The 22,375-nt window shown below is 43.9% G+C and carries 23 protein-coding genes; 14 read left to right on the top strand and 9 right to left on the bottom strand.

What is annotated here, in order from left to right; all coding sequences use genetic code 11:
• The first annotated feature begins 30 nt into the window (after window positions 1–30).
• From hypB to hypE, 4 genes are read left to right on the top strand one after another with little or no spacing between them, the layout of a single operon-like run.
• Window positions 31–1,059, top strand: a complete 1,029-nt coding sequence (gene hypB / locus PSF31_RS13085; RefSeq protein WP_096864046.1) for a hydrogenase nickel incorporation protein HypB — start codon at window positions 31–33, stop codon at window positions 1,057–1,059.
• Window positions 1,050–1,346 carry a hydrogenase maturation factor HybG gene (gene hybG, locus PSF31_RS13080; RefSeq protein WP_004257928.1) on the top strand — a complete coding sequence of 99 codons (297 nt, stop codon included), beginning with the start codon at window positions 1,050–1,052 and terminating at the stop codon, window positions 1,344–1,346. Before hypB ends, hybG begins: the two co-directional genes overlap by 10 nt.
• Complete coding sequence (hypD, locus tag PSF31_RS13075; RefSeq protein ID WP_096864047.1) at window positions 1,330–2,442, top strand: hydrogenase formation protein HypD; 1,113 nt, start codon at window positions 1,330–1,332, stop codon at window positions 2,440–2,442. The genes hybG and hypD overlap by 17 nt, the downstream gene beginning before the upstream one ends.
• A complete protein-coding gene (hypE, locus tag PSF31_RS13070; protein WP_004257922.1) occupies window positions 2,443–3,468 on the top strand; it encodes a hydrogenase expression/formation protein HypE in 1,026 nt (341 codons plus the stop codon). It abuts the gene before it with no gap.
• A 44-nt stretch (window positions 3,469–3,512) separates the two neighbouring features.
• Here the strand turns inward: hypE and ureG are convergent, their stop codons facing one another.
• From ureG to PSF31_RS13035, 7 genes are read right to left on the bottom strand one after another with little or no spacing between them, the layout of a single operon-like run.
• Window positions 3,513–4,130 (bottom strand): urease accessory protein UreG, encoded by a 618-nt coding sequence (gene ureG / locus PSF31_RS13065; protein ID WP_004257918.1) that lies wholly within the window; start codon window positions 4,128–4,130, stop codon window positions 3,513–3,515.
• A 9-nt stretch (window positions 4,131–4,139) separates the two neighbouring features.
• Entirely contained in the window at window positions 4,140–4,805 is a 666-nt protein-coding gene (locus PSF31_RS13060; protein WP_096864048.1) for an urease accessory protein UreF, read from the bottom strand.
• Window positions 4,806–4,826: 21 nt separating this feature from the next.
• Window positions 4,827–5,303 carry an urease accessory protein UreE gene (gene ureE / locus PSF31_RS13055; RefSeq protein WP_072503027.1) on the bottom strand — a complete coding sequence of 159 codons (477 nt, stop codon included), beginning with the start codon at window positions 5,301–5,303 and terminating at the stop codon, window positions 4,827–4,829.
• Between the two features lie 23 nt (window positions 5,304–5,326).
• Entirely contained in the window at window positions 5,327–7,030 is a 1,704-nt protein-coding gene (gene ureC / locus PSF31_RS13050; RefSeq protein WP_072503028.1) for an urease subunit alpha, read from the bottom strand.
• A 2-nt stretch (window positions 7,031–7,032) separates the two neighbouring features.
• Window positions 7,033–7,356: an urease subunit beta gene (locus PSF31_RS13045; RefSeq protein WP_004257906.1), complete on the bottom strand. Its 324-nt coding sequence runs from the start codon at window positions 7,354–7,356 to the stop codon at window positions 7,033–7,035.
• An 8-nt stretch (window positions 7,357–7,364) separates the two neighbouring features.
• Window positions 7,365–7,667 carry an urease subunit gamma gene (locus PSF31_RS13040; protein WP_004257904.1) on the bottom strand — a complete coding sequence of 101 codons (303 nt, stop codon included), beginning with the start codon at window positions 7,665–7,667 and terminating at the stop codon, window positions 7,365–7,367.
• A gap of 20 nt (window positions 7,668–7,687) precedes the next feature.
• Complete coding sequence (locus PSF31_RS13035; RefSeq protein WP_164560934.1) at window positions 7,688–8,524, bottom strand: urease accessory protein UreD; 837 nt, start codon at window positions 8,522–8,524, stop codon at window positions 7,688–7,690.
• A gap of 414 nt (window positions 8,525–8,938) precedes the next feature.
• Here PSF31_RS13035 and PSF31_RS13030 point away from each other — a divergent pair, with 414 nt between their 5' ends.
• From PSF31_RS13030 to PSF31_RS13005, 6 genes are all read left to right on the top strand, one after another.
• Window positions 8,939–9,829 (top strand): AraC family transcriptional regulator, encoded by an 891-nt coding sequence (locus PSF31_RS13030; RefSeq protein WP_004257901.1) that lies wholly within the window; start codon window positions 8,939–8,941, stop codon window positions 9,827–9,829.
• Between the two features lie 239 nt (window positions 9,830–10,068).
• On the top strand, window positions 10,069–11,622 hold the full coding sequence (locus PSF31_RS13025; RefSeq protein WP_232062968.1) for an ABC transporter substrate-binding protein: 1,554 nt from the start codon (window positions 10,069–10,071) through the stop codon (window positions 11,620–11,622).
• Window positions 11,622–12,590, top strand: coding sequence for an ABC transporter permease (locus PSF31_RS13020; RefSeq protein ID WP_072503031.1), 969 nt, complete (start codon window positions 11,622–11,624; stop codon window positions 12,588–12,590). The genes PSF31_RS13025 and PSF31_RS13020 overlap by 1 nt, the downstream gene beginning before the upstream one ends.
• A complete protein-coding gene (locus PSF31_RS13015) occupies window positions 12,587–13,399 on the top strand; it encodes an ABC transporter permease (RefSeq protein ID WP_096864050.1) in 813 nt (270 codons plus the stop codon). Before PSF31_RS13020 ends, PSF31_RS13015 begins: the two co-directional genes overlap by 4 nt.
• Complete coding sequence (locus PSF31_RS13010) at window positions 13,393–14,169, top strand: ATP-binding cassette domain-containing protein (protein ID WP_096864051.1); 777 nt, start codon at window positions 13,393–13,395, stop codon at window positions 14,167–14,169. Before PSF31_RS13015 ends, PSF31_RS13010 begins: the two co-directional genes overlap by 7 nt.
• A 14-nt stretch (window positions 14,170–14,183) precedes the next feature.
• The gene (locus PSF31_RS13005) at window positions 14,184–14,777 is read left to right on the top strand and encodes an ATP-binding cassette domain-containing protein (RefSeq protein ID WP_164561286.1); all 594 of its coding nucleotides are present in this window, start codon (window positions 14,184–14,186) and stop codon (window positions 14,775–14,777) included.
• Between the two features lie 32 nt (window positions 14,778–14,809).
• Here the strand turns inward: PSF31_RS13005 and PSF31_RS13000 are convergent, their stop codons facing one another.
• On the bottom strand, window positions 14,810–16,354 hold the full coding sequence (locus tag PSF31_RS13000) for a S8 family serine peptidase (protein WP_096864053.1): 1,545 nt from the start codon (window positions 16,352–16,354) through the stop codon (window positions 14,810–14,812).
• 258 nt (window positions 16,355–16,612) lie between these two features.
• Here PSF31_RS13000 and PSF31_RS12995 point away from each other — a divergent pair, with 258 nt between their 5' ends.
• A complete protein-coding gene (locus PSF31_RS12995) occupies window positions 16,613–18,670 on the top strand; it encodes a TonB-dependent receptor family protein (protein WP_096864054.1) in 2,058 nt (685 codons plus the stop codon).
• Window positions 18,671–18,709: 39 nt separating this feature from the next.
• Here PSF31_RS12995 and PSF31_RS12990 read toward each other — a convergent pair whose 3' ends face one another.
• Entirely contained in the window at window positions 18,710–19,426 is a 717-nt protein-coding gene (locus PSF31_RS12990; protein ID WP_004257865.1) for a Crp/Fnr family transcriptional regulator, read from the bottom strand.
• Window positions 19,427–19,521: 95 nt separating this feature from the next.
• On the opposite strand from PSF31_RS12990, the gene PSF31_RS12985 reads away from it, so the two are divergent.
• From PSF31_RS12985 to PSF31_RS12975, 3 genes are read left to right on the top strand one after another with little or no spacing between them, the layout of a single operon-like run.
• Window positions 19,522–20,610 carry an ABC transporter substrate-binding protein gene (locus PSF31_RS12985; RefSeq protein WP_096864055.1) on the top strand — a complete coding sequence of 363 codons (1,089 nt, stop codon included), beginning with the start codon at window positions 19,522–19,524 and terminating at the stop codon, window positions 20,608–20,610.
• On the top strand, window positions 20,603–21,622 hold the full coding sequence (locus tag PSF31_RS12980) for a FecCD family ABC transporter permease (protein ID WP_096864056.1): 1,020 nt from the start codon (window positions 20,603–20,605) through the stop codon (window positions 21,620–21,622). Before PSF31_RS12985 ends, PSF31_RS12980 begins: the two co-directional genes overlap by 8 nt.
• Window positions 21,619–22,359, top strand: a complete 741-nt coding sequence (locus tag PSF31_RS12975) for an ABC transporter ATP-binding protein (RefSeq protein ID WP_004257851.1) — start codon at window positions 21,619–21,621, stop codon at window positions 22,357–22,359. Before PSF31_RS12980 ends, PSF31_RS12975 begins: the two co-directional genes overlap by 4 nt.
• Window positions 22,360–22,375 lie beyond the last annotated feature (16 nt).

Raw genomic sequence — 22,375 nt, 5'->3', positions numbered from 1 at the left:
TTAACAATTTAGCGGTTGGGAGTGAAACTTATGTGTAGTACTTGTGGATGTGCGTCGGGAGAGCGCAAAATTGAGGGGGATGACCACGATCATCACCATGACCACCATCACGGCCATGATCACCACCAAGGTCACAACAATCATGATCACGACCATCACCATGATCATGAACCTAATGGGCAAACGGTGATCATTCATCACCATTATTATCATCAAGGTGATGTCCACAACCATTATCACCAATATGAACCCGCACCTGCTGAAAGCAAGTCTAAAAAGCATAAACACAAACATAAGCATAAACATATTTATCAAACGGCTGAGGCAAGTTTTAAACCAGCTGGGGAACACCATGACCTTGATTATGGCCACGGTGAAGCAGGTACCCATGCACCGGGGATTAGCCAAAAACGCATGCTACAAATTGAGATGGATGTGTTAGATAAAAATAATCATCTGGCGGAACATAACCGTGAGGATTTTAACCAGAAGAATATTTTAGCGTTAAACCTCGTTTCTAGCCCCGGTTCAGGAAAAACCACTTTGTTAACAGAAACGTTGTTAAGACTGCGTGACAAAATTAATTGCGCAGTGATTGAAGGTGACCAACAAACCACTAATGATGCACAACGGATCCGCGAAACGGGTGTGCCTGCGATTCAAGTGAACACAGGAAAAGGCTGTCACTTAGATGCACAAATGGTCCACGATGCAACAGCACGTTTAGAGTTAGCCGATAACAGTTTGTTATTTATTGAAAATGTCGGGAATCTCGTGTGCCCTGCCAGTTTTGACTTAGGGGAACGCCATAAAGTAGCGGTACTGTCAGTCACGGAAGGGGAAGATAAACCTCTCAAATATCCACATATGTTTGCGGCAGCAGATATCATGTTATTGAACAAAATCGACTTACTGCCATACCTGAATTTTGATGTTGATGCTTGTATCGCCAATGCTAAGCAAGTGAACCCCAATATCCAAGTTATCCAAGTGTCTGCGACATGCGGCGAAGGGATGGATGCATGGCTGGCATGGTTGGAGACACAGCTATGTGCTTAGGTATTCCGGGCAAAATAGTTGCCGTTGGTGAAGACATTCACCAACTCGCTCAAGTGGATGTTTGTGGTGTAAAACGCGATGTGAATATTGGCCTCATTTGTGAAGGGGAAACCGCCGATTTATTAGGCCAATGGGTATTGGTACACGTCGGGTTTGCCATGAGTATCATCAATGAAGAAGAAGCGCAATCTACCTTGGATGCGTTAACCGCGATGAGCCAGCTAGACCACGAGGTCAGCGATTTTAGTGGTTTAAATGCAGGAGCGGCAGATGCAGTACGTCGATGAATTTCGCGACCCTGTTCTTGCAAAAGCGCTGTTGGCGCATATTCATCAACGGGTGAATGAAATACCCCAAGCGAAACGACGCCCATTACAACTCATGGAAGTCTGTGGTGGCCACACCCACGCGATTTTTAAATTTGGTATTGACCAGTTATTACCCGCTGACATTGAATTTGTTCATGGGCCCGGTTGCCCTGTGTGCGTTTTGCCAATGGGACGAATTGATAGTTGTATTGAAATTGCACAGCACCCTGAGGTTATCTTTTGTACTTATGGCGATGCAATGCGTGTTCCGGGGGAAAAGGGCTCTTTACTTGACGCCAAGCGTAATGGAGCGGATGTCCGTATCGTTTATTCACCACTAGATGCCTTGGCATTGGCAGAGCAGCATCCCCATCGCCAAGTGGTTTTCTTTGGCTTAGGCTTTGAAACCACTATGCCAAGCACGGCAATCACCTTGCAGCAAGCAAAGCGCCGCCAGTTGACAAACTTTAGTGTATTTTGCCAACACATTACGATTATTCCCACCTTGCGCAGCTTACTCGAACAACCAGATGTGCGTATTGACGGCTTTTTAGCACCGGGACACGTGAGTATGGTGATCGGGGCGCATCCCTACCAGTTTATTAGCGAAGACTTCCATAAACCCTTGGTGGTCACAGGGTTCGAACCCTTAGATATTTTGCAGTCGTTAGCCATGCTAGTTGACCAAATCGCTGATGGTCGTTGTGAGGTAGAAAACCAATATAAACGCGTTGTGGCCGATGAAGGTAACCTGTTGGCACTTAAAGCGTTAGAGGAAGTTTTTGAACTTAAACAAGCCAGTGAATGGCGCGGGTTGGGGGAAATTGCAGGTTCAGGGGTTCAATTAACTCAAGCTTACCAATTTTTTGATGCTGAGAAGCGTTTTCAGGTACAACCCCATAAAGTGGCTGATGACCCGCAAGCACGTTGCGGTGAGGTGTTAACAGGGCGCTGTAAACCGAACGAATGTACGTTGTTTGGGCGCCGTTGTACGCCACAAACGGCTTTTGGCGCATTAATGGTTTCTTCTGAAGGTGCCTGTGCAGCTTATTACCAATATCGTCGGGAGGCATAAATGAGTCGTGATGCTAACAATGTGGTGACGATGGCCCACGGAAGTGGTGGGCAGGCGATGCAGCAATTGATTGAACAGTTGTTTTTGCAGGCGTTTGCAAACCCAGCGTTGAATGAGAGGGAGGACCAAGCTCGACTTGCCTTGTCGGAAATGACCGCATTGGGTGACCGTTTGGCATTTAGTACCGATAGCTATGTCATCGACCCGATTTTTTTCCCGGGAGGCAATATAGGTAAATTAGCTGTTTGCGGCACAGTGAATGACGTTGCAGTTAGTGGGGCTACCCCAAAATACCTTTCTTGCGGTTTTATCTTGGAAGAAGGTTTTTCCCTGACTGAATTACAGGTCATTGTCGAATCTATGGCGGCAACGGCAAAAGCGGCCGGTGTGGATATTGTGACAGGCGATACCAAGGTAGTGCAGCGCGGGGCCGCAGATAAAATCTTTATCAATACGGCCGGTATTGGTGTGATCCCGAGCAATATCCAGTGGGGAGCTCAGCATATTCAAGCGGGGGATAAAGTGATTGTTAGTGGTACGTTGGGTGACCATGGCGCGACTATCTTAAACCTGCGCGAACAACTCGGGTTAGAAGCGGAGCTTTGCAGTGATTGTGCGGTATTAACGCCATTGATAGCTCCGCTGCGTGAAATTGACGGCATTCGGGCATTACGAGACGCAACTCGTGGTGGCGTAACGGCAATCCTACATGAATTTGCCCAAGCCAGTGGTTATGGAATTGCCGTAAATGAGGGGGATTTACCAGTTTCTTCTGCAGTTAGGGGCGTGTGCGAGCTATTGGGTTTAGAGCCGTTAAACTTTGCCAATGAAGGTAAACTAGTGATTGTGGTGAAACCTGAAGCGGAAAATGCAGTGCTTGCTGCACTACACCAACACCCATTAGGGAAAGATGCCGCCACGATTGGCTGTGTGACTGAGCAAAAACAAGTCAAATTAGTTGGGATCTTCGGTACATCAAGGTTATTAGATTTGCCTCACAGCGAGCCTTTACCCCGTATTTGTTAATTGAAAACGCCCTATAGATAAAACCTATAGGGCGTCCAAATTTATTAACGTCTTAACATGCCTTTATCGATGATAAATTCGATAATGGTCTCTAAGCCGACTTTTTTCTTTAAGTTAGTAAACACATAGGGCTTTACTGGTCGCATTCTTGCGGTATCGGCTTCCATCACTTCTAATGAAGCGCCGACATACGGAGCAAGGTCAATTTTGTTTATCACCAGTAAATCGGAATGGGTGATCCCTGGCCCACCTTTACGTGGAATTTTTTCGCCTTCAGCAACATCAATAACATAAATGGTTAAGTCTGCCAGCTCTGGGCTAAACGTCGCGCTGAGGTTATCGCCGCCGCTTTCCACAAATACGATATCAAGGTTTTTATGGCGGATGGCTAACTCTTCAACTGCCGCTAAATTCATTGATGCATCTTCACGAATAGCGGTATGAGGGCAGCCGCCAGTTTCAACACCAATAATGCGGTCTGCATCTAGTGCTTCGGCACGGGTTAAAATTTTGGCATCTTCTTGGGTGTAAATATCATTGGTGACAACGGCAATTTGGTAAGTGTCGCGCATGGCTTTACATAACACTTCTAATAATGCGGTTTTTCCTGAGCCAACCGGCCCACCGACACCAATTCTTAAGGGTTGATTATATTCTTGCATAGCATTTTCTCATGAACGAAAAAGTCGTGTGTATTGGGTTTCATGCCGACTACTGGCAATAATTTGTGCAGGTGTAAAACTACCAATATCGTCTATTGGCCAGATTGCCGATTGCGCAACCACTTCGGATATGCGCTCAGCAAGGGTAAATAAAATATTTTGCCCCGCGCTTTGCCCTAAAGGGATAAGCTTAACACCTGACATCACCGTGTTTTCTAGCCAACCCCATGCATACGCGGTGCACAATTTTTCAACGTCAATTTGCCAATTTACCGCGGCGAGGGCGAAGGCCATTAGCTGGGTTTGTTTCACGCAGGTTTGCAGGTTAGCATCCAGTTCAATGCCTAGTTGAGGCAGCAACCGTGCAAAAGCAATTCCTCGTTGCCGCTCTTCTTGGCGTAGTTCTTTGGTTTCACGGCTGGCAATCATAAATTCACACCAATATTTCACCGCTTCAATATCACCAAGGGAAAGGGAAGTCTGAATTTGCCGTAAAACGGGAAGCTCTAATGTTGCAATGGCATGCGTCATTTGTGCGGTTAGCCAGCCTGCAAGGGTATTTGGTGTTGTTACCCAGCCTTTTTCAATCGCCCATTCTAAGCCTTGTGAATAGGTAAACGAGCCAACAGGTAAAGAAGGACTAACTAACTGGTATAAGCGCAGATCTGCTAACATAGGCACACTCCCTGAACCTGATTAGTGATGGTGATCATCGTGGCCGTGATGGTGGTGGTGACCACCTGATGAGCCGCCATAAGCCCCCGGTTCCGGTTGGTATTTTTCTAAACCGACACTAACCGTGGCACCTAACCCACGCGCCATATCATCTAACACATGATCATGAAAATAACGGCACCAACCCGCTTCAATTTGCAAAGGAACATGGCGGTTGCCTAAGTGATAGCAAACGCGGGCGAGCAACAGAGCGTCATCGCTGTAAACGGTAGAAACTTGCTCTTTCGCGGCTTCGATTGTGACTAACTCACCATCTTCAGTGGATAAAACGTCGCCTTCCTTCAGGATGGTTCCGCGCGGCAAAAATAGCCCCGCTTCTTGCCCATCACTTAAGGTAACTTTTAAACGGCTTTTGGTGCGTTCATCCATGGTTAAGCACAGGGTTAATGCACTTGGTGAATGGGGTTGTGGGGCAACCACTTTAATAAATTTTTTCATTTTCTGGCTCTTTTAATTAGGGGTCAGAATAAAAAGTAACGTTGTGCCATCGGTAACTCAGTCGCAGGTTCGCATACCAGTGGGATACCATCGGCTTTGACGATATAAGTTTGCGGGTCAAGTTCGATATGTGGCACATAACTGTTGTGCACCATAGAGGCTTTGCTAATATTTCGGCAGCCTTCAACTCGGCCTATTTGGCTCTGTAAGCCTAATTTTTCAGGAACACCTGCTTCAATACCTGCTTTTGACATAAAAATCATTGAGGTATGGTATTTCGCTTTACCTAACGCTCCAAACATCGGGCGGTAATGTACAGGCTGTGGTGTTGGGATTGCGGCGTTAATATCTCCCATTGGCGCATAGGCGACCATTCCCCCTTTCATAATTAGGGCGGGTTTGATGCCAAAAAATGCAGGGTCCCATAATACGATATCAGCTAACTTGCCTATTTCTATCGAACCGACTTCATGGGCGATACCGTGAGCGATAGCGGGGTTAATGGTGTATTTCGCCACATAACGTTTGATACGGTTATTATCGCTTTCTGGTGTGTCACCTTCTAAAGTTCCGCGCTGTAATTTCATTTTATGGGCGCACTGCCAAGTGCGAGTGATAACTTCACCAACGCGACCCATGGCTTGTGAGTCTGAAGACATCACAGAAATTGCGCCCATATCGTGCAAAATATCTTCCGCAGCAATGGTTTCACGGCGAATACGAGATTCCGCAAAAGCCACATCTTCTGGAATTGATGGGTCGAGATGGTGGCAAACCATTAACATATCCAAGTGCTCATCAACGGTATTGATGGTGTATGGCATAGTTGGGTTGGTCGATGCAGGCAGAATATTCGGTTCTCCGACGGATTTGATGACGTCAGGGGCATGGCCACCGCCAGCACCTTCCGTATGGAACACGTGGATCACTCGTCCTGCAATGGCTTTCACGGTTTCTTCATAAAAACCGCCTTCATTTAACGTATCTGAATGGATAGCCACTTGCACATCCATTTCATCAGCCACATTCAAGCAGTTGTGAATAGCCATTGGGGTAGCGCCCCAGTCCTCGTGAATTTTTAAGCCAATGGCACCCGCTTCAATTTGTTCGCGAATCGCTTCGGGCCTACTGACGCAGCCTTTACCAAATAGCCCGACGTTGATCGGCAGTTCATCAACAGCTTCTAACATGCGGTACATATTCCAAATACCGGGGGTGACGGTAGTGGCATTAGTGCCAGCCACAGGGCCAGTTCCACCGCCTATAAAGGTGGTAACACCGGAAACAAGACCTTCTTCTGCTTGTTGTGGGCAAATAAAATGGATGTGGGTATCAACGCCGCCCGCGGTGATAATTTTACCTTCGCCTGCAACCACTTCGGTACCGGGGCCGATAACGATATCGACATTGGGTTGAACATCAGGGTTACCTGCTTTACCAATTCCCGCAATACGGCCATTTTTGATCCCGATATCCGCTTTAACAATGCCCCAATGGTCTAAAATAATGGCGTTGGTGATTAGCACATCGACACACAGGTCACTGGTGACTTGGCTTTGGCCCATGCCGTCACGAATAACTTTACCGCCACCAAATTTGACCTCTTCACCATACGTGGTGAAATCTTTTTCGATCTCTAGAAATAATTCTGTATCAGCTAAGCGTAAACGGTCACCTGTTGTTGGACCAAACATATCTGCATACGCTTGACGAGAGATTGTTTTCATTATTAATTCTCACTCTCTAATTTACCCATGACTTTGCCATGGAAACCATATATTTCTCGCTTGCCGCTAAAAGCCACGAGTTCAACTGTGCGGCTTTGTCCTGGTTCAAAACGTACTGCCATGCCCGCAGGGATATTCAAACGAAAACCGAGTGTATTTTCGCGTTCAAATTTTAGGGCGTCGTTGACTTCATAAAAATGATAGTGAGAGCCAATTTGAATCGGGCGGTCACCATGGTTGGCAACTTGTATCGTTTGGGTTTCTCGGCCTGCATTTAGTTCGATATCACCCAAAGCGTGGTTGACTTTAATTTCACCGGGGATCATTTTGTTACCTATACAATCGGGTCGTGAATAGAAACCAGTTTTGTGCCATCAGGAAATGTACATTCCACTTGGATGTCTTTGATCATTTCTGGCACGCCTTCCATTACCTGCTCTGCGGTTAATAGGGTTCGGCCTTCGCTCATTAATTGGGCGACAGTTTTACCATCACGTGCGCCTTCCATAATCGCACAACTGATCAGCGCGACGGCTTCAGGGTAATTGAGCTTTAGCCCACGGGCTAAACGCCTTTCAGCAACGAGGCCTGCTGTAAAAAGCAATAATTTATCTTTTTCTCTTGGGGTTAATTCCATTTTTTGCTCCTAAAAAACGTTTAAGTTGCCCAAATACGCGGTGGTTCTGGGCAATAACCTAACCAATATTGTCTTGTTGCCTGCCAAATATGGGCAAAGCAAGCCATCATTGGCTCGGTTTGAGAACCTAATAACCGTAATACTAAAATGCCGTCTACATCAGTTAGCCCATATTCAAGCGGTCTCACTTCCGTAGAGAAAAACACGGCCAAACTCTCGTGAAGTTCAGCTTTTAACTCATCGCTGGCGGGGGAGATATACAAGGAGCCGACCATAGGAAATTCACGCATGACCGCTGATTGTTTTTGCGAACCTTCGATAAATATGGATTCCGCCAAGGTGAGTTTGTCATCAATATAAAACTGAAAGCGGCCCCGAATATCACCGTTGTCGAATTGCTCGTTTAATACTGGGCGCCCTAAACATTGTATTTCCCAGCTGATAAATTTTGATGAACTAGCGATTCGAACGTGGGTCTCTAAGCGAACTTGAGCCTCAGGGAAAAAAATATTTTCTTGAGGTAGCCATTCTAAGAACCCATTGGGCGCAACAGTTAATGTTTGTACTTGTCGTGCAATACCGCCCGCACTGCGATAAAATTTTGTCGCACCGGGCGTGGTCAATAACGCATGGGCGTGTGGTTGAACATCAATATTAATAAGGAGTTTATCCCCCCCGACAACGCCACCGGGTGGATGAAGTAAATAGGTGTGTGCAATTCCTTGCTCGGGGTAGAATGGCCGCTGAACCATTAAAGGGCCGATATGTTGTTTATCCGTTAAGCGGGTGACGCCACGTTTTAGTTCATATCGTAAGAAGATTTCAGCTAACCAGCCTGATCCTGAAAAATCAGACATACTTTCTCCTGCAACTCAGTCAACTAAAAATACGCGAACATGTTTAGCTATACCCCAGCCAAAATTGGGTATTTGTGATGTAAAAGCTAATGCAAGTAGGGTAGGATGTGAATGAACGCCAAAAATCATTATTATTATGCAGTGTCGTAGGCTGCATGTGTATGCCGCGCGATTCTACACCTTATATCGAAAATTGCCTTTCAATTAAACAGCATTTTATTTAGAAAATATAACAACCATCAAAATAACAGTAAAAAATGAGCGTATATCTATATTGCGATTTCAACGCAACCGGACTATATTCTCAGCCGCACTGATATAGAGCTGATATGTTTTGTTTCATTACTTTATATCTATTCAACAATCCCTTTTCTTGGGAAGTCATTCTGACATTAACAGCAGTTTATAGAGATTATGGAATATAAATTCTTTCTTTCAGAAAGCCAGATGGTGTTAAAAGCGTTTTATATTGAAAGCGCGATGATAGCCATGCTAACTGGCGCGAAAGGAAATATCGTGATCAATGGCCAATCCATTGAAATTGAAAGCGATGTCACCTTAATTATTCCTAAATACAGCCAAGTTTCCTGCAATATTGTGTGTAATACCGTGAAGCAGCCGCTTGAGTTGCACACGTTGTCGATGTCAGCAGAAGAATTACAAGCGGTATTTTTATTACTGAAAACATTGATGAAGTCCGGTGCGCCTCTGACTAGCCACCAACCCATCTACCATATTTCTCCCCCAGAAACTGTGAGAGATAACTTTAGTTTGCTAAAACAATGCTTACCATTAAAAAAACAGAGTGCATCCCAAGAAGCATTGTTAATGAAACAGAGCCTATATTTTATTTTAATGGCGATATATCAAGAAGGTATCGATATTCTGAATCTTTTTCGTTTCAATTACGATGAACCGAAAAACCAAGCGATCACCCATTTGATAACCCAAGAACCGCAAAAAAAATGGCATTTAGACGATGTTGCGAAAGCGTTATTTACGACCCCTTCAACGTTGCGCCGCCATTTGAACCGCGAAGGGGTGTCTTTTCGCCAATTATTGTTAGATGTTCGCATGGGGATGGCATTGAATTATTTAACGTTTTCGAATTATTCTGTTTTTCAAATTAGTCATCGCTGCGGTTTTGGTAGCAATGCTTATTTTTGTGATGTCTTTAAGCGAAAATATAATATGACACCTTCTCAGTTTCGGTTGCAATCAAGGCAGTCGAACGACCCTAATTTTATTACTAATTTGTCCTTGCGATCTAACCCAATTGAATTTGACAAAGAAATTGATGAGTAGTTGTTAAGATAGGTCAAATAACCACTTAATTTTGACGGTTTCTCTAATAAATTCGCTGTTCTATTGATGTAGCGCCTAGCAATCAGGGCATTAAATTTAATATAACTCATATTGGTTACTCTACACATAGCGAATATCTCACCGATAGCGACACCAATGAAAATAACGGCATTGGTGGTTTGAAATAAAAATAAAACCTATCTATAGAGGGATGTATGATTAAAAATATCGTTGCAGCAATGTGCCTGATGGGGCTCACACTGCAAGCTCAAGCCGTGGAACCTACTCAATCACAAACCTTACGTTTAGCTATTGGTTCAGAGCCCACTGAAGGATTTGACCCTATGCTTGGGTGGAGCCATGGCAGCTATCTACTGTTGCATAGCCCATTATTGAAACAAAAGGCTGACCTCTCATGGCATAGCTATATGCTTGAAAGTTATCAACATAATGCCGATGGTAAACAGTGGACACTTAAGCTGAAAAAAGGCTTAAAATTTTCCGATGGCTCACCATTGACCGCCAAAGATGTGGTTTTTACTTATAACAATGCCGCGGCAAGTGGCGGTAAGGTGGATATGGGCAACTTTGCCAAAGCAGAAGAAGTTGACCTGCTAACCGTGAAGATCACGTTATCTTCCCCACAAAGTACCTTTGTTAATGTACTAGGCTCGCTAGGGATTGTTTGTGCAGATAAATATGATGCGAAAACCTATGCACATAACCCGATTGGCGCAGGCCCTTATCGCTTAGTCGCATTCCAGCCGGGGCAGCAATTGATTGTCGAGCAAAATCCGTATTATGCAGGGCCAAAAAATGACTTTGGTAAAATGGTCTTTGTCTTCCTTGATGAAGATGCGGCCTTTGCTGCGGCACAAAGCAATCAACTGGAAATCGTTCGTATCCCTGCCGCAGTAGCAGCGAATGCTAATGATGTGAAAAACATGAAATTGGTTGAGCGCTATAGCGTGGAAAACCGCGGTATCTCTTTCCCGATTCCACCCGCGGGTGAGAAAGATGCTCAAGGTAACCCTATCGGTAACGACATCACTTCTGATGTTGCTGTCCGTAAAGCGATTAACTATGCACTTGACCGTAAACTATTGGCAGAATCCGTATTAGAAGGCTTTGCCGTACCGGCTTATACTGGCGTCGCAGGGCTGCCATGGAATAACCCAGACTCCGCTTTTAAAGATGGTGACCTTGAGAAAGCCAAATCTATTTTAGAAGAGGCAGGGTGGAAGCTGAATAAAGAAGGTCTACGTGAGAAAAATGGTAAAGTGGCGAAACTGACATTATGGTATGCCAGTGGTGATACCACACGTCGTGACCTTGCTCAGGCAATCCGTTCAAGCTTAAAACCGATTGGTATCGAAATGGATTTAAAATCGGGAAGTTGGGAAACCGTTGAGCTACAGATGCATGCTAACCCAACATTGTTTGGTTGGGGAAGCTTAGACCCGATGGAAATTGTCCATAATTACAGCAGCAAAGCAGCTGGTGTTGGTTTTTATAACCCCGGTTATTATAAAAATGCAGCAGTTGATGAACTAATCGAAAAAGCGTTAGCACAAGCTGACCAAGAGGCAGCGATTCCATTATGGCAACAAGTGGATTGGAATGGTAACACGGGTGTTGGTATTAAAGGTGATGCTCCATGGGCTTGGTTAATGAACCTGCAACATATTTATTTGCTGAATAATTGTGTTGATTTAGGTACTAGTGCCCCTGAAATTCATGGTTCTTGGTCAGTATTAAATAATGTCGATGAATGGGCGTGGACCTGTCAGTAATGCGAACCGCACTCGGGCTTTTATTGCGATTTATTTGTTTATTAACCGTAACGGCAGCGGGAATTTTTATCCTGCTGAGTTACTCGCCTATCGACCCAATAAAAGCCTATATTGGCAATGACTTACTGCATGTTCCCCCTGAGCAATATGCGCTAATTGCCGCGCGATGGGGGCTTGATCAGCCATTATGGGTACAGTTCTGGCGTTGGTTTTCACAAGTGTTACAGGGGGATTTTGGTTATTCCATGCTCTATAACACCCCAGTAATTCAAGTGATTGCTGACCGCCTTGCGCCTTCTTTAGCTCTACTTATTAGTTCTTGGCTGTTCTCTGGAGTTGTTGGTTTTGCATTGGGTTTAGTGGCTGGGCGTTATTTAAACCGCTGGCCAGACAAACTCATCTCAACATTATGCTATTTACTGGCTTCAATTCCTGTTTTTTGGGTAGGTTTGCTGTTGTTGTCTTTGTTTGCGGTGACATTACAGTGGGCTCCGATATGCTGTGCTTGGCCGATAGGCTTGGATGAGCAAACGGCAACATTTTCACAGAAACTTCATCACCTAGTTTTACCTGTCATTGCGTTGGGTATGTTAGGCGTGGGTAATATCGCATTGCATACACGTGCCAAAGTTGTTGAAGTGATGAGCAGTGAATTTATTCATTACGCACAGGCTCAAGGGGATAATGGTTGGTCGATGATTGGGTTTCATGTACTAAAACATGCTATTACCCCGGCAATTTGTTTACAGTTTGCTTCTATTGGTGAATTACTAAGTGGGGCATTATTAGCAGAAAAAGTATTTGCCTATCCAGGCTTAGGTCAGGCGACGATTGATGCAGGGTTGCGTGGAGATATTCCGTTATTGATGGGGATTGTCATGTTATGTGCCGCGATAATATTTTTTAGCAATACGGTAGCTGACAGCCTACTAAAAAAAGTGAATAAGGGAGTGATGAGAGCGTCATGACATATAACCCTAATCGCGCTTTATTTAAGTTAGCTTTTTCGTTGCTTTTGCTGGTTGTTGTCAGTATCTATGCGTTTGGTCTCTCCCTCAATGATATTGAAATGAATTTGCTCGATAGGCGTTTGCCACCTTCGTGGGCGCATCTATTTGGTACAGATAATTTAGGGCGTGATTTATTTGCCAGAACCTTTCAAGGGGTGGCAACTAGCTTGCAAATCGGCCTTATGGCAGCGATTACCAGTGGTTTTATTGCACTTGTCATGGCCGGTTTATCTTCAATAAGCAAAGTGATGGACTATATAGTGCGTGGCGTTATTGATGCCATGTTGGCATTGCCACATCTTTTATTACTGGTATTGATTTGTTTTACGTTGGGTGGTGGAAAAATGGGGGTGATTTGGGCCGTTGCACTGACACATTGGCCAAAATTAGCCCTAATTTTACGTTCAGAGTTACAACGAGTTAGCCAGTCAGATTATATTATGTTATCTCAACGTATTGGTAACAGTGCGTTTTATCGCTGGCGTTATCACTATTTACCGATGATTTTGCCTCAATGGATGGTAGGAACGTTGTTAATGTTTCCCCATGCGGTTTTACACAGTGCGGCGTTAAGTTTCTTAGGCTTTGGTTTATCGCCCCATGAGCCCTCATTGGGTATTTTATTGTCCGATGCATTGCGTTATCTCAGCACAGGAGCTTGGTGGCTGGTGGTTTTTCCAGGCATTGCCTTAGTTGGGCTAGTGTTATTATTTGACCAATTTGCTAAAGCCTTGCAGCAGCTTTGGTTGAAGGGGGCCGTATGTTGAGTCTTGATAATCTCACCGTGGATGTCGCGCAATTTCGTTGGTTAGGGCGCAAGCGTTGGGCTCCGTTACTACAAGGGATTTCATTGGATATTCAGCCCGGTGAGATGGTTGCACTGGTGGGTGGGAGCGGGGAAGGTAAAAGCTTGTTATTACAGAGTGTTTTGGGGTTACTTCCCCATAATATGCGCTGTCGTGGTGGTATTCACCTTAATGGTAAAAAACTGACCGAACAAAGCAAAGCGCAACACCGTGGTAATACATTATGCTATATACCTCAAGGGGTTAGCGCACTTAACCCATTAATTCGTATCGGCCCACAATTAGAACGTGCCGCAGTGTTAAGTGGGCAGCATATTAAAATGCACGATGTTGCACGGCACTTACAGCAATATAATTTGCAAAGCTCACTAGTGGATAGCTACCCAAACCAGTTATCCGGTGGAATGGCAAAGCGGGTACTCGCCAGCAGTGCGACACTCTCTTGCGCGCAATATATTTTAGCGGATGAAATTTCATCATGGCTGGATGATGACCATGCTACACAACTGCTCGAAAACATTAAATCGCTTTGCCACGATGGCCGAGGTGTTTTATGGGTCACCCATGATTTATCCATGGCTGTACGTTTTGCTGACCGTATTGCCTTATTGCGTAACGGAGCGTTGGAAGAAGTGTTAAGCAGCCAAAAGCTACAACAAGGCGGCGGTGGAAAATGGCTGCAATCGTTGTGGAATGCGTTACCGGAACATCAATTTATGGCAAGTAAATGAGTATCACTGAACCTATTTTACAAGTAAATAATTTATGCATTGAACAAGGTGGGCAGCGGCTGTGGGATGGCTTTAGCTTATCACTGACTAGCGGTGAACGTCTTGGGATATCTGCGCCCAGTGGTTTTGGGAAAACCACGTTGGGCCGAGTATTAGCTCAGTGGCAAAAGGCATCCCAAGGAACCATTTTGTTTGAAGGGCAACCGTTACCTCAACAAGGTTATTGCCCAATTCAATTAGTCCCCCAACATCCCGAAAAAAGCTTTAACCCCTATCGCAAGGTGGGGGCGAGTTTATTTGATGCTTGGCAGCCAGAAACCCATTGGTTAGAGCGCTTTTCGATTAAACCTGCTTGGCTTGAAAGGCTTCCCAGTGAGTTATCGGGTGGTGAACTTGCTCGTATTGCGTTACTGCGAGCCCTTGACCCGCGAACGAAAATTTTAATTGCCGATGAAATCACCGCACAGTTAGACGCCAATTTGCAAAAAGAAATTTGGCAGTTGTTACTGAAATTATCCGAAGAGCGACCACTCGCAATGGTTATTTTTAGCCATAACAAAGCGTTATTAGAGAAAGTGTGTAGCCGGGTTATCTCACTAGCCAAATAATAGGCCGACATTATGGCTTAACGATAACAGAATTATTCAGTAATTTGGGCAAGCTTATCAATTTCGTTTAATAACTGATTTACATTGGGCCGATAGCCTATCCCATCGTTAACACCTTCCGTATAGGTCGATTTTCTTATCAGTTCGCGCATTCCCCACGCTGACAGAATAATTTGATGCTGTTTAGCATAGCTTTGAATTAATGCGAGTGCACCTGAACATAGTGGTGTTGCACTCGATGTTCCTGAATAACGGTCGGTATAATTGCGTTCATTGCCGGGGTGTTTTTGTAGTTTTCCATAGCCTGTGGTGGTCACACTCCAATCTCCCCATGAATTAATCAGTGAGCTTGTTTGATTATAATTTGAAAAAAGCGCACGTTTCCCTGTATGGTGGTAGCAAGCGCCTACTAACATGCTGCCATTGTCACCGAAATCATCCATAACCTCGGGTTTGCTTAAATCCAAGCCACCATTCCCTGCTGCTAGAAGAACGGTTGCACCTTTATCGACCATAATTTTAATTCTTTCCCACCAATTACGGATGGATGTGATAGGAAGCAATTTATTCTCAATGCGAAATTGGAGGTCGAAACTAACAATGTCACCCGGCTGAGTATCATCCGTAAGTTGATCCAAGTCGTCGGTATCATAGAAATAAAATTGGCAACCATGTGCAATGCCAGTGACACCAAATTCATTTTTAGTCGCAATTATGCAACCTGTTGAAGCGGTACCATGGTTACAATCTTGCGTTTCAGGCCGACTACTTACCACAGCAAGGTTTGCATCTTTAAAGTCTTCGTGGTTTTGGTATACACCAAAATCCATATGGCGAACAACCGCTAGCGAGCCATCAATATTTTTTGCCCATGCCTCTCTCACATTCATGCCCATTGGTGCATCTAAATATTTTTGTAACTCGGTGAAATCGGGGGTTATCTCATCACTGCTAATCTTTTCTTCAATAGTTTGGCTATTTATAGGGAGTTTGGGGGGGTGGTAGCCTGTTGTGTTGGGGCAGATGCAGCAGTAGCTGACACAATCTAATTTTTCAAGCCGTTGCGATAGTTCAAGCAAATCGTCATAATTATTTTCTCCATAAAGGTTAAAATATTCACATTGCGTAACGGAAGAGCGAATATTTAATTTAATCAAAATTAATTTTGAATTAACTAATTCATTTGATAAAGCATCCATAATAAAATGCGAACTTTTTATTTCAGATTTAATTTCTAAAAAATATTTATCAATCCCATCTATTTTATGGTTGATGGTTTTCGATTTTACTTCTGCTTTAATTTTTTTATTGATTTTCTGATGGGGAAGACGATAGCTAACAGGGCTATCAATTAAGTGTAAAATATTTTTATTACTATCAACAAATGAGATAGTTACATGGTAGTTTCCCGATTTACCTACCTTGAAAAGATAATGGTCATTATTAGTTGATATGGTTTCTATATTTTCATTATCTAAAAATAAGCTAATTGTGACTGTTTTTTTGTTTCCATTATCAAAATTAACGACAATGCCATTTGAATCCTTATCGATAAATTTAAAGGTTTTTATATTCATATATTCTCTTTTTATATAACATATGTTGATATGTTTTTAATTATTTAAGCATTAGGTTGGGTACGTTATTTAAAAGTGAAAATGAATTTATGACAAGATTGATAATTTAATAGAATTTAATGGAAACTATAATTTTAATATAAATAATAAATTAATTTATTTTGGTTTTGACAAATGTCATAGGGATATCTAAACCCATCCTCTATTTTAAACCCCTTAAATGAAAATGATAACCATTACTGTTATTGGGGTGAATATATGTCTTATCGTTTAAAACGGCACCAATTGGCGCATTGTATTGCACTCACTTTAGGTATAGGAACTTTGGCGACACCAATTGGGTTCGCTGCACCAGCAGTGACATCGGACAAACTGATCGTCACGTCTTCAACAGGTCAAAGCCGTTTGTCACCGAGTGAACAGCAAGAAAAAGGCAAGCTTGAAAAAGTGGCTGGCGGAACAAATTTAGTTGTTATCGAAAAAGAGACTCGCCTTGCGACCTTACAAGATGCTCTTGATTATCAGCCTGGGCTTGTGATTCAAAATTTCTTTGGTGGTATTGATCAGCCGCGTTTGAATATTCGTGGGTCTGGAGTACAAAGCGCACCGCTTGCTCGTGGTGTATTGCTGCTCCAAGATGGCTTACCCGCGACGGATGCTGACGGCAGTTTTCACATCAGCACCTTAGAAATGCGTGATGCGCGGATGGTGAGTGTACGCCGCGGCGCAAATAGCCTTAACCCACAAAGTAATAGTTTGGGAGGTGAATTGGATGTGCTCTCTTACACGGGTCGAAACGAGCAAGGCCGCCTACGTTATGAGTACGGCTCCCATGGTCGCGAAGGGTTACAAACGGCATTTGGTGGCGTTTCTGACGATGGGGTATTTGATGGTCGTGTTAATTTCACTTATGACCATTTTGATGGCTATCGCAAACACTCTGCTTCTCAACGTAAAACGTTACGCAGCAACTTTGGTTATGTGACTAATAATTTTGAAAACCGAACTTGGTTGAGTTGGACAGATTTGCGCTTTGACGTTGCGGGGCCTGTTTCTGAAGAGGTACTCAATAATAACCCTACAGATGTGTACCCGATGGTGTGGCTACGTGACCCACACCGTAATGTTGAGCAATTCCGAGTGGCTAACCGCTCTGACTGGCAAGTGGATAACCAAGCGATTGGCGCTGGAGTTTGGCACATTCGTACTCATGATAATTTTACTACTCCCGCTTACTACCGTTTTAGCCGCAGCCACAGTGAAGGACTACAATTTACCTATAATATTGAAACTGAATCCGTGACATATCGTACGGCACTTGCATGGGACCAAATGACCTTGCAGACTGAATTAATGCAAAACCGTAAAGGGACACCGGCAGACAAAACAAAAATAGGCAAATATGATGGCCGAGCTGAAAACCTCTATGGCAGTGTGGGGGTAGACTTACATATTACACCAACAGTGACAGTTAACTTAGATGTCAAAGGTACGCATGCACGCCGTGACGTAGAAAAACGGCAAAGTCATTTGTCGTTAGACCAAAGTTGGACATTTTGGACACCAAAAGCGGGGGTTATTTGGCGCCCAACGGAAAGCCAGCGCTACTTTGCTAATATCAGTGCGAGTGAAGAACCTGCAACATTTTGGGAAATTATTAACTCTAGCAATGGAAAACTGACGAAACTCTCACCACAAAAAGCCATTACTTATGAAATTGGTGGGGAAGGGGATGTCACTGATGGGTTGAAATGGAACCTTGCGCTGTACCGCAGCCAAATTAAAGATGAGTATATTACCACTTATGACAGTGCAGGGACGGTTGTTGGCGTGTTTAATTATGCCGCGAAAACCCGCCATCAAGGCTTAGAAGCTGGGCTGACAGGACGTGTTGGCGCAGGGCCGGGGGATATCAATTACCGAGTTTCATGGACTTATAATGATTTCCGTTTTATGGGGGGAGAGTATAACGGCAACTATATCGCAGGTATTCCTCGCAATATTGTCGCTGCCGAGGTGTTATATGAAATTGGGGATTGGAGCTTCGGGCCAAATATTCATTGGGCGCCAACGGATATGGCTGTTGATCACCAAAACAATCTCGATATTCAAAAACGTAAACATTACGCCGTATTAGGGCTTAAAGGTAGCTATAAACCAACAGAGCAGTGGTCTGTGTATTTATCGATGGATAATTTAACGGATGAACGTTATGCGACAACATCAGTTGCTAATCAGACCGTCACAGCAAAAGATAGCACCTTGTTCCCCGGTATGGGCTTTAATGTGAATGGTGGTGTAACCTATAACTTCTAATAATGAATAAACGCATTAATATTCGTTAATGCGTTATTCTTAAAATGGGCGCTGTGCAGAAATAGATAATTTCGTTAAGTAGTTTTCATTATGGATATGCACAGTGTCTTTCTCGATATCAATAAACCCTTTTTGCCGCCACCCAGAAACTAACCGACTGAGTGTTTCGTAACGTATGCCTAATTTAGCCGCGAGCTGGCCCCGAGATAAAGGCAAAACAATATTTGAAGTCAGTTGCTTATGTTTTAAATCGAGAATATAGGCCGCTAGCCGTTGTTCAGCAGAACTCGAAGTTAGCCAGTCGATATGGTTAATGTTCTCATATAGTTTGCTACTAAAACGCCTTAGCAGTTTTTCCATAATTTGCGGGCAGGCATGGCATAGTCGTAAAATATCGCGTTTATCAAGTAGCAAAGCTTCACCGTCGGTTTTTGCCCGTAAACTCATGGGATAACGGTTGTGAGGCATAAAAACGGCTGCGATGGCAACAATTTCCCCCGTACAAAACAAACCAAAAATTTTTTCTTCACCCAAATAGGTGTGGCGATACACTTCCATTTGCCCGCTGATCATCAAGGGACAATGCTTAAATGGTTCCCCTTCATGGTTCAGAATTTCACCACTTTTAAAGCGAATATGGCCACAATTTTCCAGCAGTAATGCCAGTTTCTCATCTTCTACCCCATTAAACAGTAAGCACGATTTAAGGGCATTGAGTGATTGTGCATGGGGGAAAACGTTTTTGACAAATGTCATAGGTCATCCTCTTACGCCGTCTTAGAATGGCTTAAGTATAAATGATAATCATACACATTATCAATTGAGATGTTAGCAGAGAGCTGAATAACCCTATGATAAATAATGCTTTTAGACTCGCCGCCGTTTTTCTAACTTTTGGTGGAATAGCCAATGTATATGCATCACAAGCTGTTGATTTCACAGATATGTCAGGTGATAAAATTCATTTATCAGCCCCTGCAAAACGTATTGTTGTGATCCCAATCCCTGCCGCTTCGATGTTAGTTGGCATGGATGAAAGCAGTGAAAAATTAGTCGGAATGCATCCTTTTGCAAAGGTTGCTGCGCGAGATGGCATGCTAAGCCAAATGTTTTCTCCTGTTCTACAAGTGAATTCAAATGTGGTGGGTAACAATTTTACGCCAAACATTGAAGCATTACTTAATGTGGAGCCCGATTTAGTGTGGCAATGGGGGCATCGAGGAGATGACATTATTTCTCCTATGCGTGATGCAGGGCTGACTGTTGCTACGTTAGATTATGGGCAAGAACGCTATACGCAAGAGTGGGTTCGCCTAATGGGGCAAACACTTGGCCACAATGATAAAGCGCAAAAGATGATCCAGTGGCGGCAACAAGTTGTCGATGCATTATCGGCAACCACCGCTAAAATCCCAGAAGCGCAGCAGCCCCGAGTCCTGTATCTATCCCATTTTAACCAGAGTATTCAAACATTTGGCTCAACATCACACAACAATGCAGATTTTGCACTGGCGGGTGGGGTGAGCTTAAACCGTGACCTCACTGGGCCAAGAACACTCAATATTGAGCAAATTCTGGTTTGGGACCCTGACATTATTCTATTGGGTAATTTCGAAGAAGGGTTATCGCCAGCTGATGTTTACCGCAACCCTATGCTAAGTGAAGTCACCGCCGTGAAAAACCAGCGTGTGTATAAGCTCCCTATTGGTGGTTTTATCTGGGATGCACCAAACCAAGAAACACCACTGTACTGGCAATGGTTATCGATGATTTTTCACCCAGAAACGATGAAAATGCCATTGCGTGAGGAAATTCGCCTTAGATATCAGCAACTTTATGGCTATGACGTGTCAGATGAGCAAATTGACGGAATTTTGCAAATAGAGATGAACAAAAGTAGCCAACACTACCTTTCTTTAATGGGGGAACCGCATGCGTAAGCCCCAATATCTTTGGTTCGTTTTTGCCATTTGCTTATTGTTGACTTTTGTTTTGGCCCTAAGCTGTGGGCGTTACCCAGTTTCGTTTTCCGCGGTTTGGCATATTCTCTATGACACTATTTTTGGTAATGAAATGATGGGGAACTATAGCCGAACGGAACAAAATGTGGTGCTGAATGTGCGCTTACCGCGTGTTCTGATAGCAGGAACGGCAGGGGCTGGGTTGGCGGTTGCGGGGGCGGCTTTGCAAGGTATTTTCCGCAACCCATTAGTTGGGCCGCAAATTATTGGTGTTTCATCAGGGGCTGCATTGGGTGGCGCGCTAGCTATTTTATTATTTTCTTCTTTGTTGGTCACCATTTCATTGGCTTTCATCGGTGGGTTGCTAGCTATCGTGCTGGTTTTCTTATTGGGTTTGAATCGCCAAGGCAGCCAGCTATTAATGTTGATTCTTGCTGGAGTCATTATTAATGCTTTTTTTGCTGCATTAATTTCGTTAATTACCTATTTTGCAGACCCAAACAACACGTTACAAACCATTGTTTTTTGGCTTATGGGCAGCTTTGCCAGTGCGTCTTACCTCAAACTCAATATTGTTTTTCCGGTTGTGCTGGTCTGTGTCTTGGTCATTTTTGCGCTGCGTTTTCGTATCAATGTGCTGTCCCTTGGGGAAGAAAATGCACAAGCTTTAGGGATGAAAATTAATAGAACCCGCTGGACTGTGTTACTCAGCGTAACCTTGATCACCAGTGCGACAGTGGCGGTATCCGGCACCATCGGCTGGGTAGGGCTGATTGTTCCACATATTGCACGGCTAATGGTAGGGCATGATCACCGGATATTACTGCCTGCCAGTGCGGTCATTGGTGGGATTTATATGGTAGCTGTCGACACCTTTGCACGCAGTATGACGAATGCAGAAATTCCATTAAGTGTGATCACCGCACTGATCGGCGCCCCTATTTTTGCACTACTGATCCACACATTGAATAAAAAGGTGGCCGATTTATGATCCAAGTTGAACACCTTAATTTCAAAATAGCCCAACGCCAATTATTTACGAATGTTAGTTTTCGGCAACCAAAGGGCAGTATTGGCGCGATTTTAGGGCCAAATGGCCGCGGAAAAACAACTTTATTAAAACTACTACTCGGCTTACAAAAAGGATCAACAGGCAATATTTCCCTAAATGCACCCGTCGCTTATGTTCCACAGCTTAGTGGTTCACTGTTTCATTACTCTGTTCGCACTATGGTGAGTCTCGGGCGTATTCGTCATTTACCTTGGTATGCCTCACCCAATGAAAAAGATAACCAAATTGTAGAGCAGTGTTTAGCGTACTTAGGCATAAGCAAATTTGCTGACCAACCCTTTAACTGCCTCAGTGGAGGGGAAAAACAAATGGTCATGATTGCGAGGGCATTAGCCAGCGAACCAGAAATTCTGATTCTTGACGAACCTACATCCGCATTGGACCTTGCCAACCAAGACAGTGTGCTCAGCGTCTTACGTGACTTAGCCATACATCGCGGAATGACTATCTTATTCACGAGTCATTATCCACAGCATGCGCTGCATATCGCTGATTATTCACTGTTGTTATTTAACGGCAGCGGTTGTTTATTTGGTGAAACTGAACAAATTTTAACGGAAGAAAACCTGACACAACTGTACCAATTACCCGTCGCAATTACGCCAATGGATTATCAAGGCCGGCAGACCCAAGGGGTCATTCCGCTATTTAGATAACTGAATGAAAACGATT

It is taken from the genome of Providencia sp. PROV156, assembly GCF_028480905.1.
Taxonomy (GTDB): Bacteria; Pseudomonadota; Gammaproteobacteria; order Enterobacterales; family Enterobacteriaceae; genus Providencia; species Providencia hangzhouensis.
This window is presented reverse-complemented; position numbering and strand designations above follow the sequence as displayed.

Bases quoted from the DNA above. Each gene is read 5' to 3' on its own strand.
- ureE (WP_072503027.1), bottom strand. From the start codon at position 5,303: ATGAAAAAATTTATTAAAGTGGTTGCCCCACAACCCCATTCACCAAGT.
- PSF31_RS13035 (WP_164560934.1), bottom strand. From the start codon at position 8,524: ATGTCTGATTTTTCAGGATCAGGCTGGTTAGCTGAAATCTTCTTACGA.
- PSF31_RS13000 (WP_096864053.1), bottom strand. From the start codon at position 16,354: ATGAATATAAAAACCTTTAAATTTATCGATAAGGATTCAAATGGCATT.
- ureC (WP_072503028.1), bottom strand. From the start codon at position 7,030: ATGAAAACAATCTCTCGTCAAGCGTATGCAGATATGTTTGGTCCAACA.
- PSF31_RS13040 (WP_004257904.1), bottom strand. From the start codon at position 7,667: ATGGAATTAACCCCAAGAGAAAAAGATAAATTATTGCTTTTTACAGCA.
- PSF31_RS12985 (WP_096864055.1), top strand. From the start codon at position 19,522: ATGATAAATAATGCTTTTAGACTCGCCGCCGTTTTTCTAACTTTTGGT.
- hybG (WP_004257928.1), top strand. From the start codon at position 1,050: ATGTGCTTAGGTATTCCGGGCAAAATAGTTGCCGTTGGTGAAGACATT.
- hypB (WP_096864046.1), top strand. From the start codon at position 31: ATGTGTAGTACTTGTGGATGTGCGTCGGGAGAGCGCAAAATTGAGGGG.
- PSF31_RS13045 (WP_004257906.1), bottom strand. From the start codon at position 7,356: ATGATCCCCGGTGAAATTAAAGTCAACCACGCTTTGGGTGATATCGAA.
- PSF31_RS12980 (WP_096864056.1), top strand. From the start codon at position 20,603: ATGCGTAAGCCCCAATATCTTTGGTTCGTTTTTGCCATTTGCTTATTG.
- PSF31_RS13010 (WP_096864051.1), top strand. From the start codon at position 13,393: ATGTTGAGTCTTGATAATCTCACCGTGGATGTCGCGCAATTTCGTTGG.
- hypE (WP_004257922.1), top strand. From the start codon at position 2,443: ATGAGTCGTGATGCTAACAATGTGGTGACGATGGCCCACGGAAGTGGT.
- PSF31_RS12990 (WP_004257865.1), bottom strand. From the start codon at position 19,426: ATGACATTTGTCAAAAACGTTTTCCCCCATGCACAATCACTCAATGCC.
- hypD (WP_096864047.1), top strand. From the start codon at position 1,330: ATGCAGTACGTCGATGAATTTCGCGACCCTGTTCTTGCAAAAGCGCTG.
- PSF31_RS12975 (WP_004257851.1), top strand. From the start codon at position 21,619: ATGATCCAAGTTGAACACCTTAATTTCAAAATAGCCCAACGCCAATTA.
- ureG (WP_004257918.1), bottom strand. From the start codon at position 4,130: ATGCAAGAATATAATCAACCCTTAAGAATTGGTGTCGGTGGGCCGGTT.
- PSF31_RS13020 (WP_072503031.1), top strand. From the start codon at position 11,622: ATGCGAACCGCACTCGGGCTTTTATTGCGATTTATTTGTTTATTAACC.
- PSF31_RS13015 (WP_096864050.1), top strand. From the start codon at position 12,587: ATGACATATAACCCTAATCGCGCTTTATTTAAGTTAGCTTTTTCGTTG.
- PSF31_RS12995 (WP_096864054.1), top strand. From the start codon at position 16,613: ATGTCTTATCGTTTAAAACGGCACCAATTGGCGCATTGTATTGCACTC.
- PSF31_RS13060 (WP_096864048.1), bottom strand. From the start codon at position 4,805: ATGTTAGCAGATCTGCGCTTATACCAGTTAGTTAGTCCTTCTTTACCT.
- PSF31_RS13025 (WP_232062968.1), top strand. From the start codon at position 10,069: ATGTGCCTGATGGGGCTCACACTGCAAGCTCAAGCCGTGGAACCTACT.
- PSF31_RS13030 (WP_004257901.1), top strand. From the start codon at position 8,939: ATGGAATATAAATTCTTTCTTTCAGAAAGCCAGATGGTGTTAAAAGCG.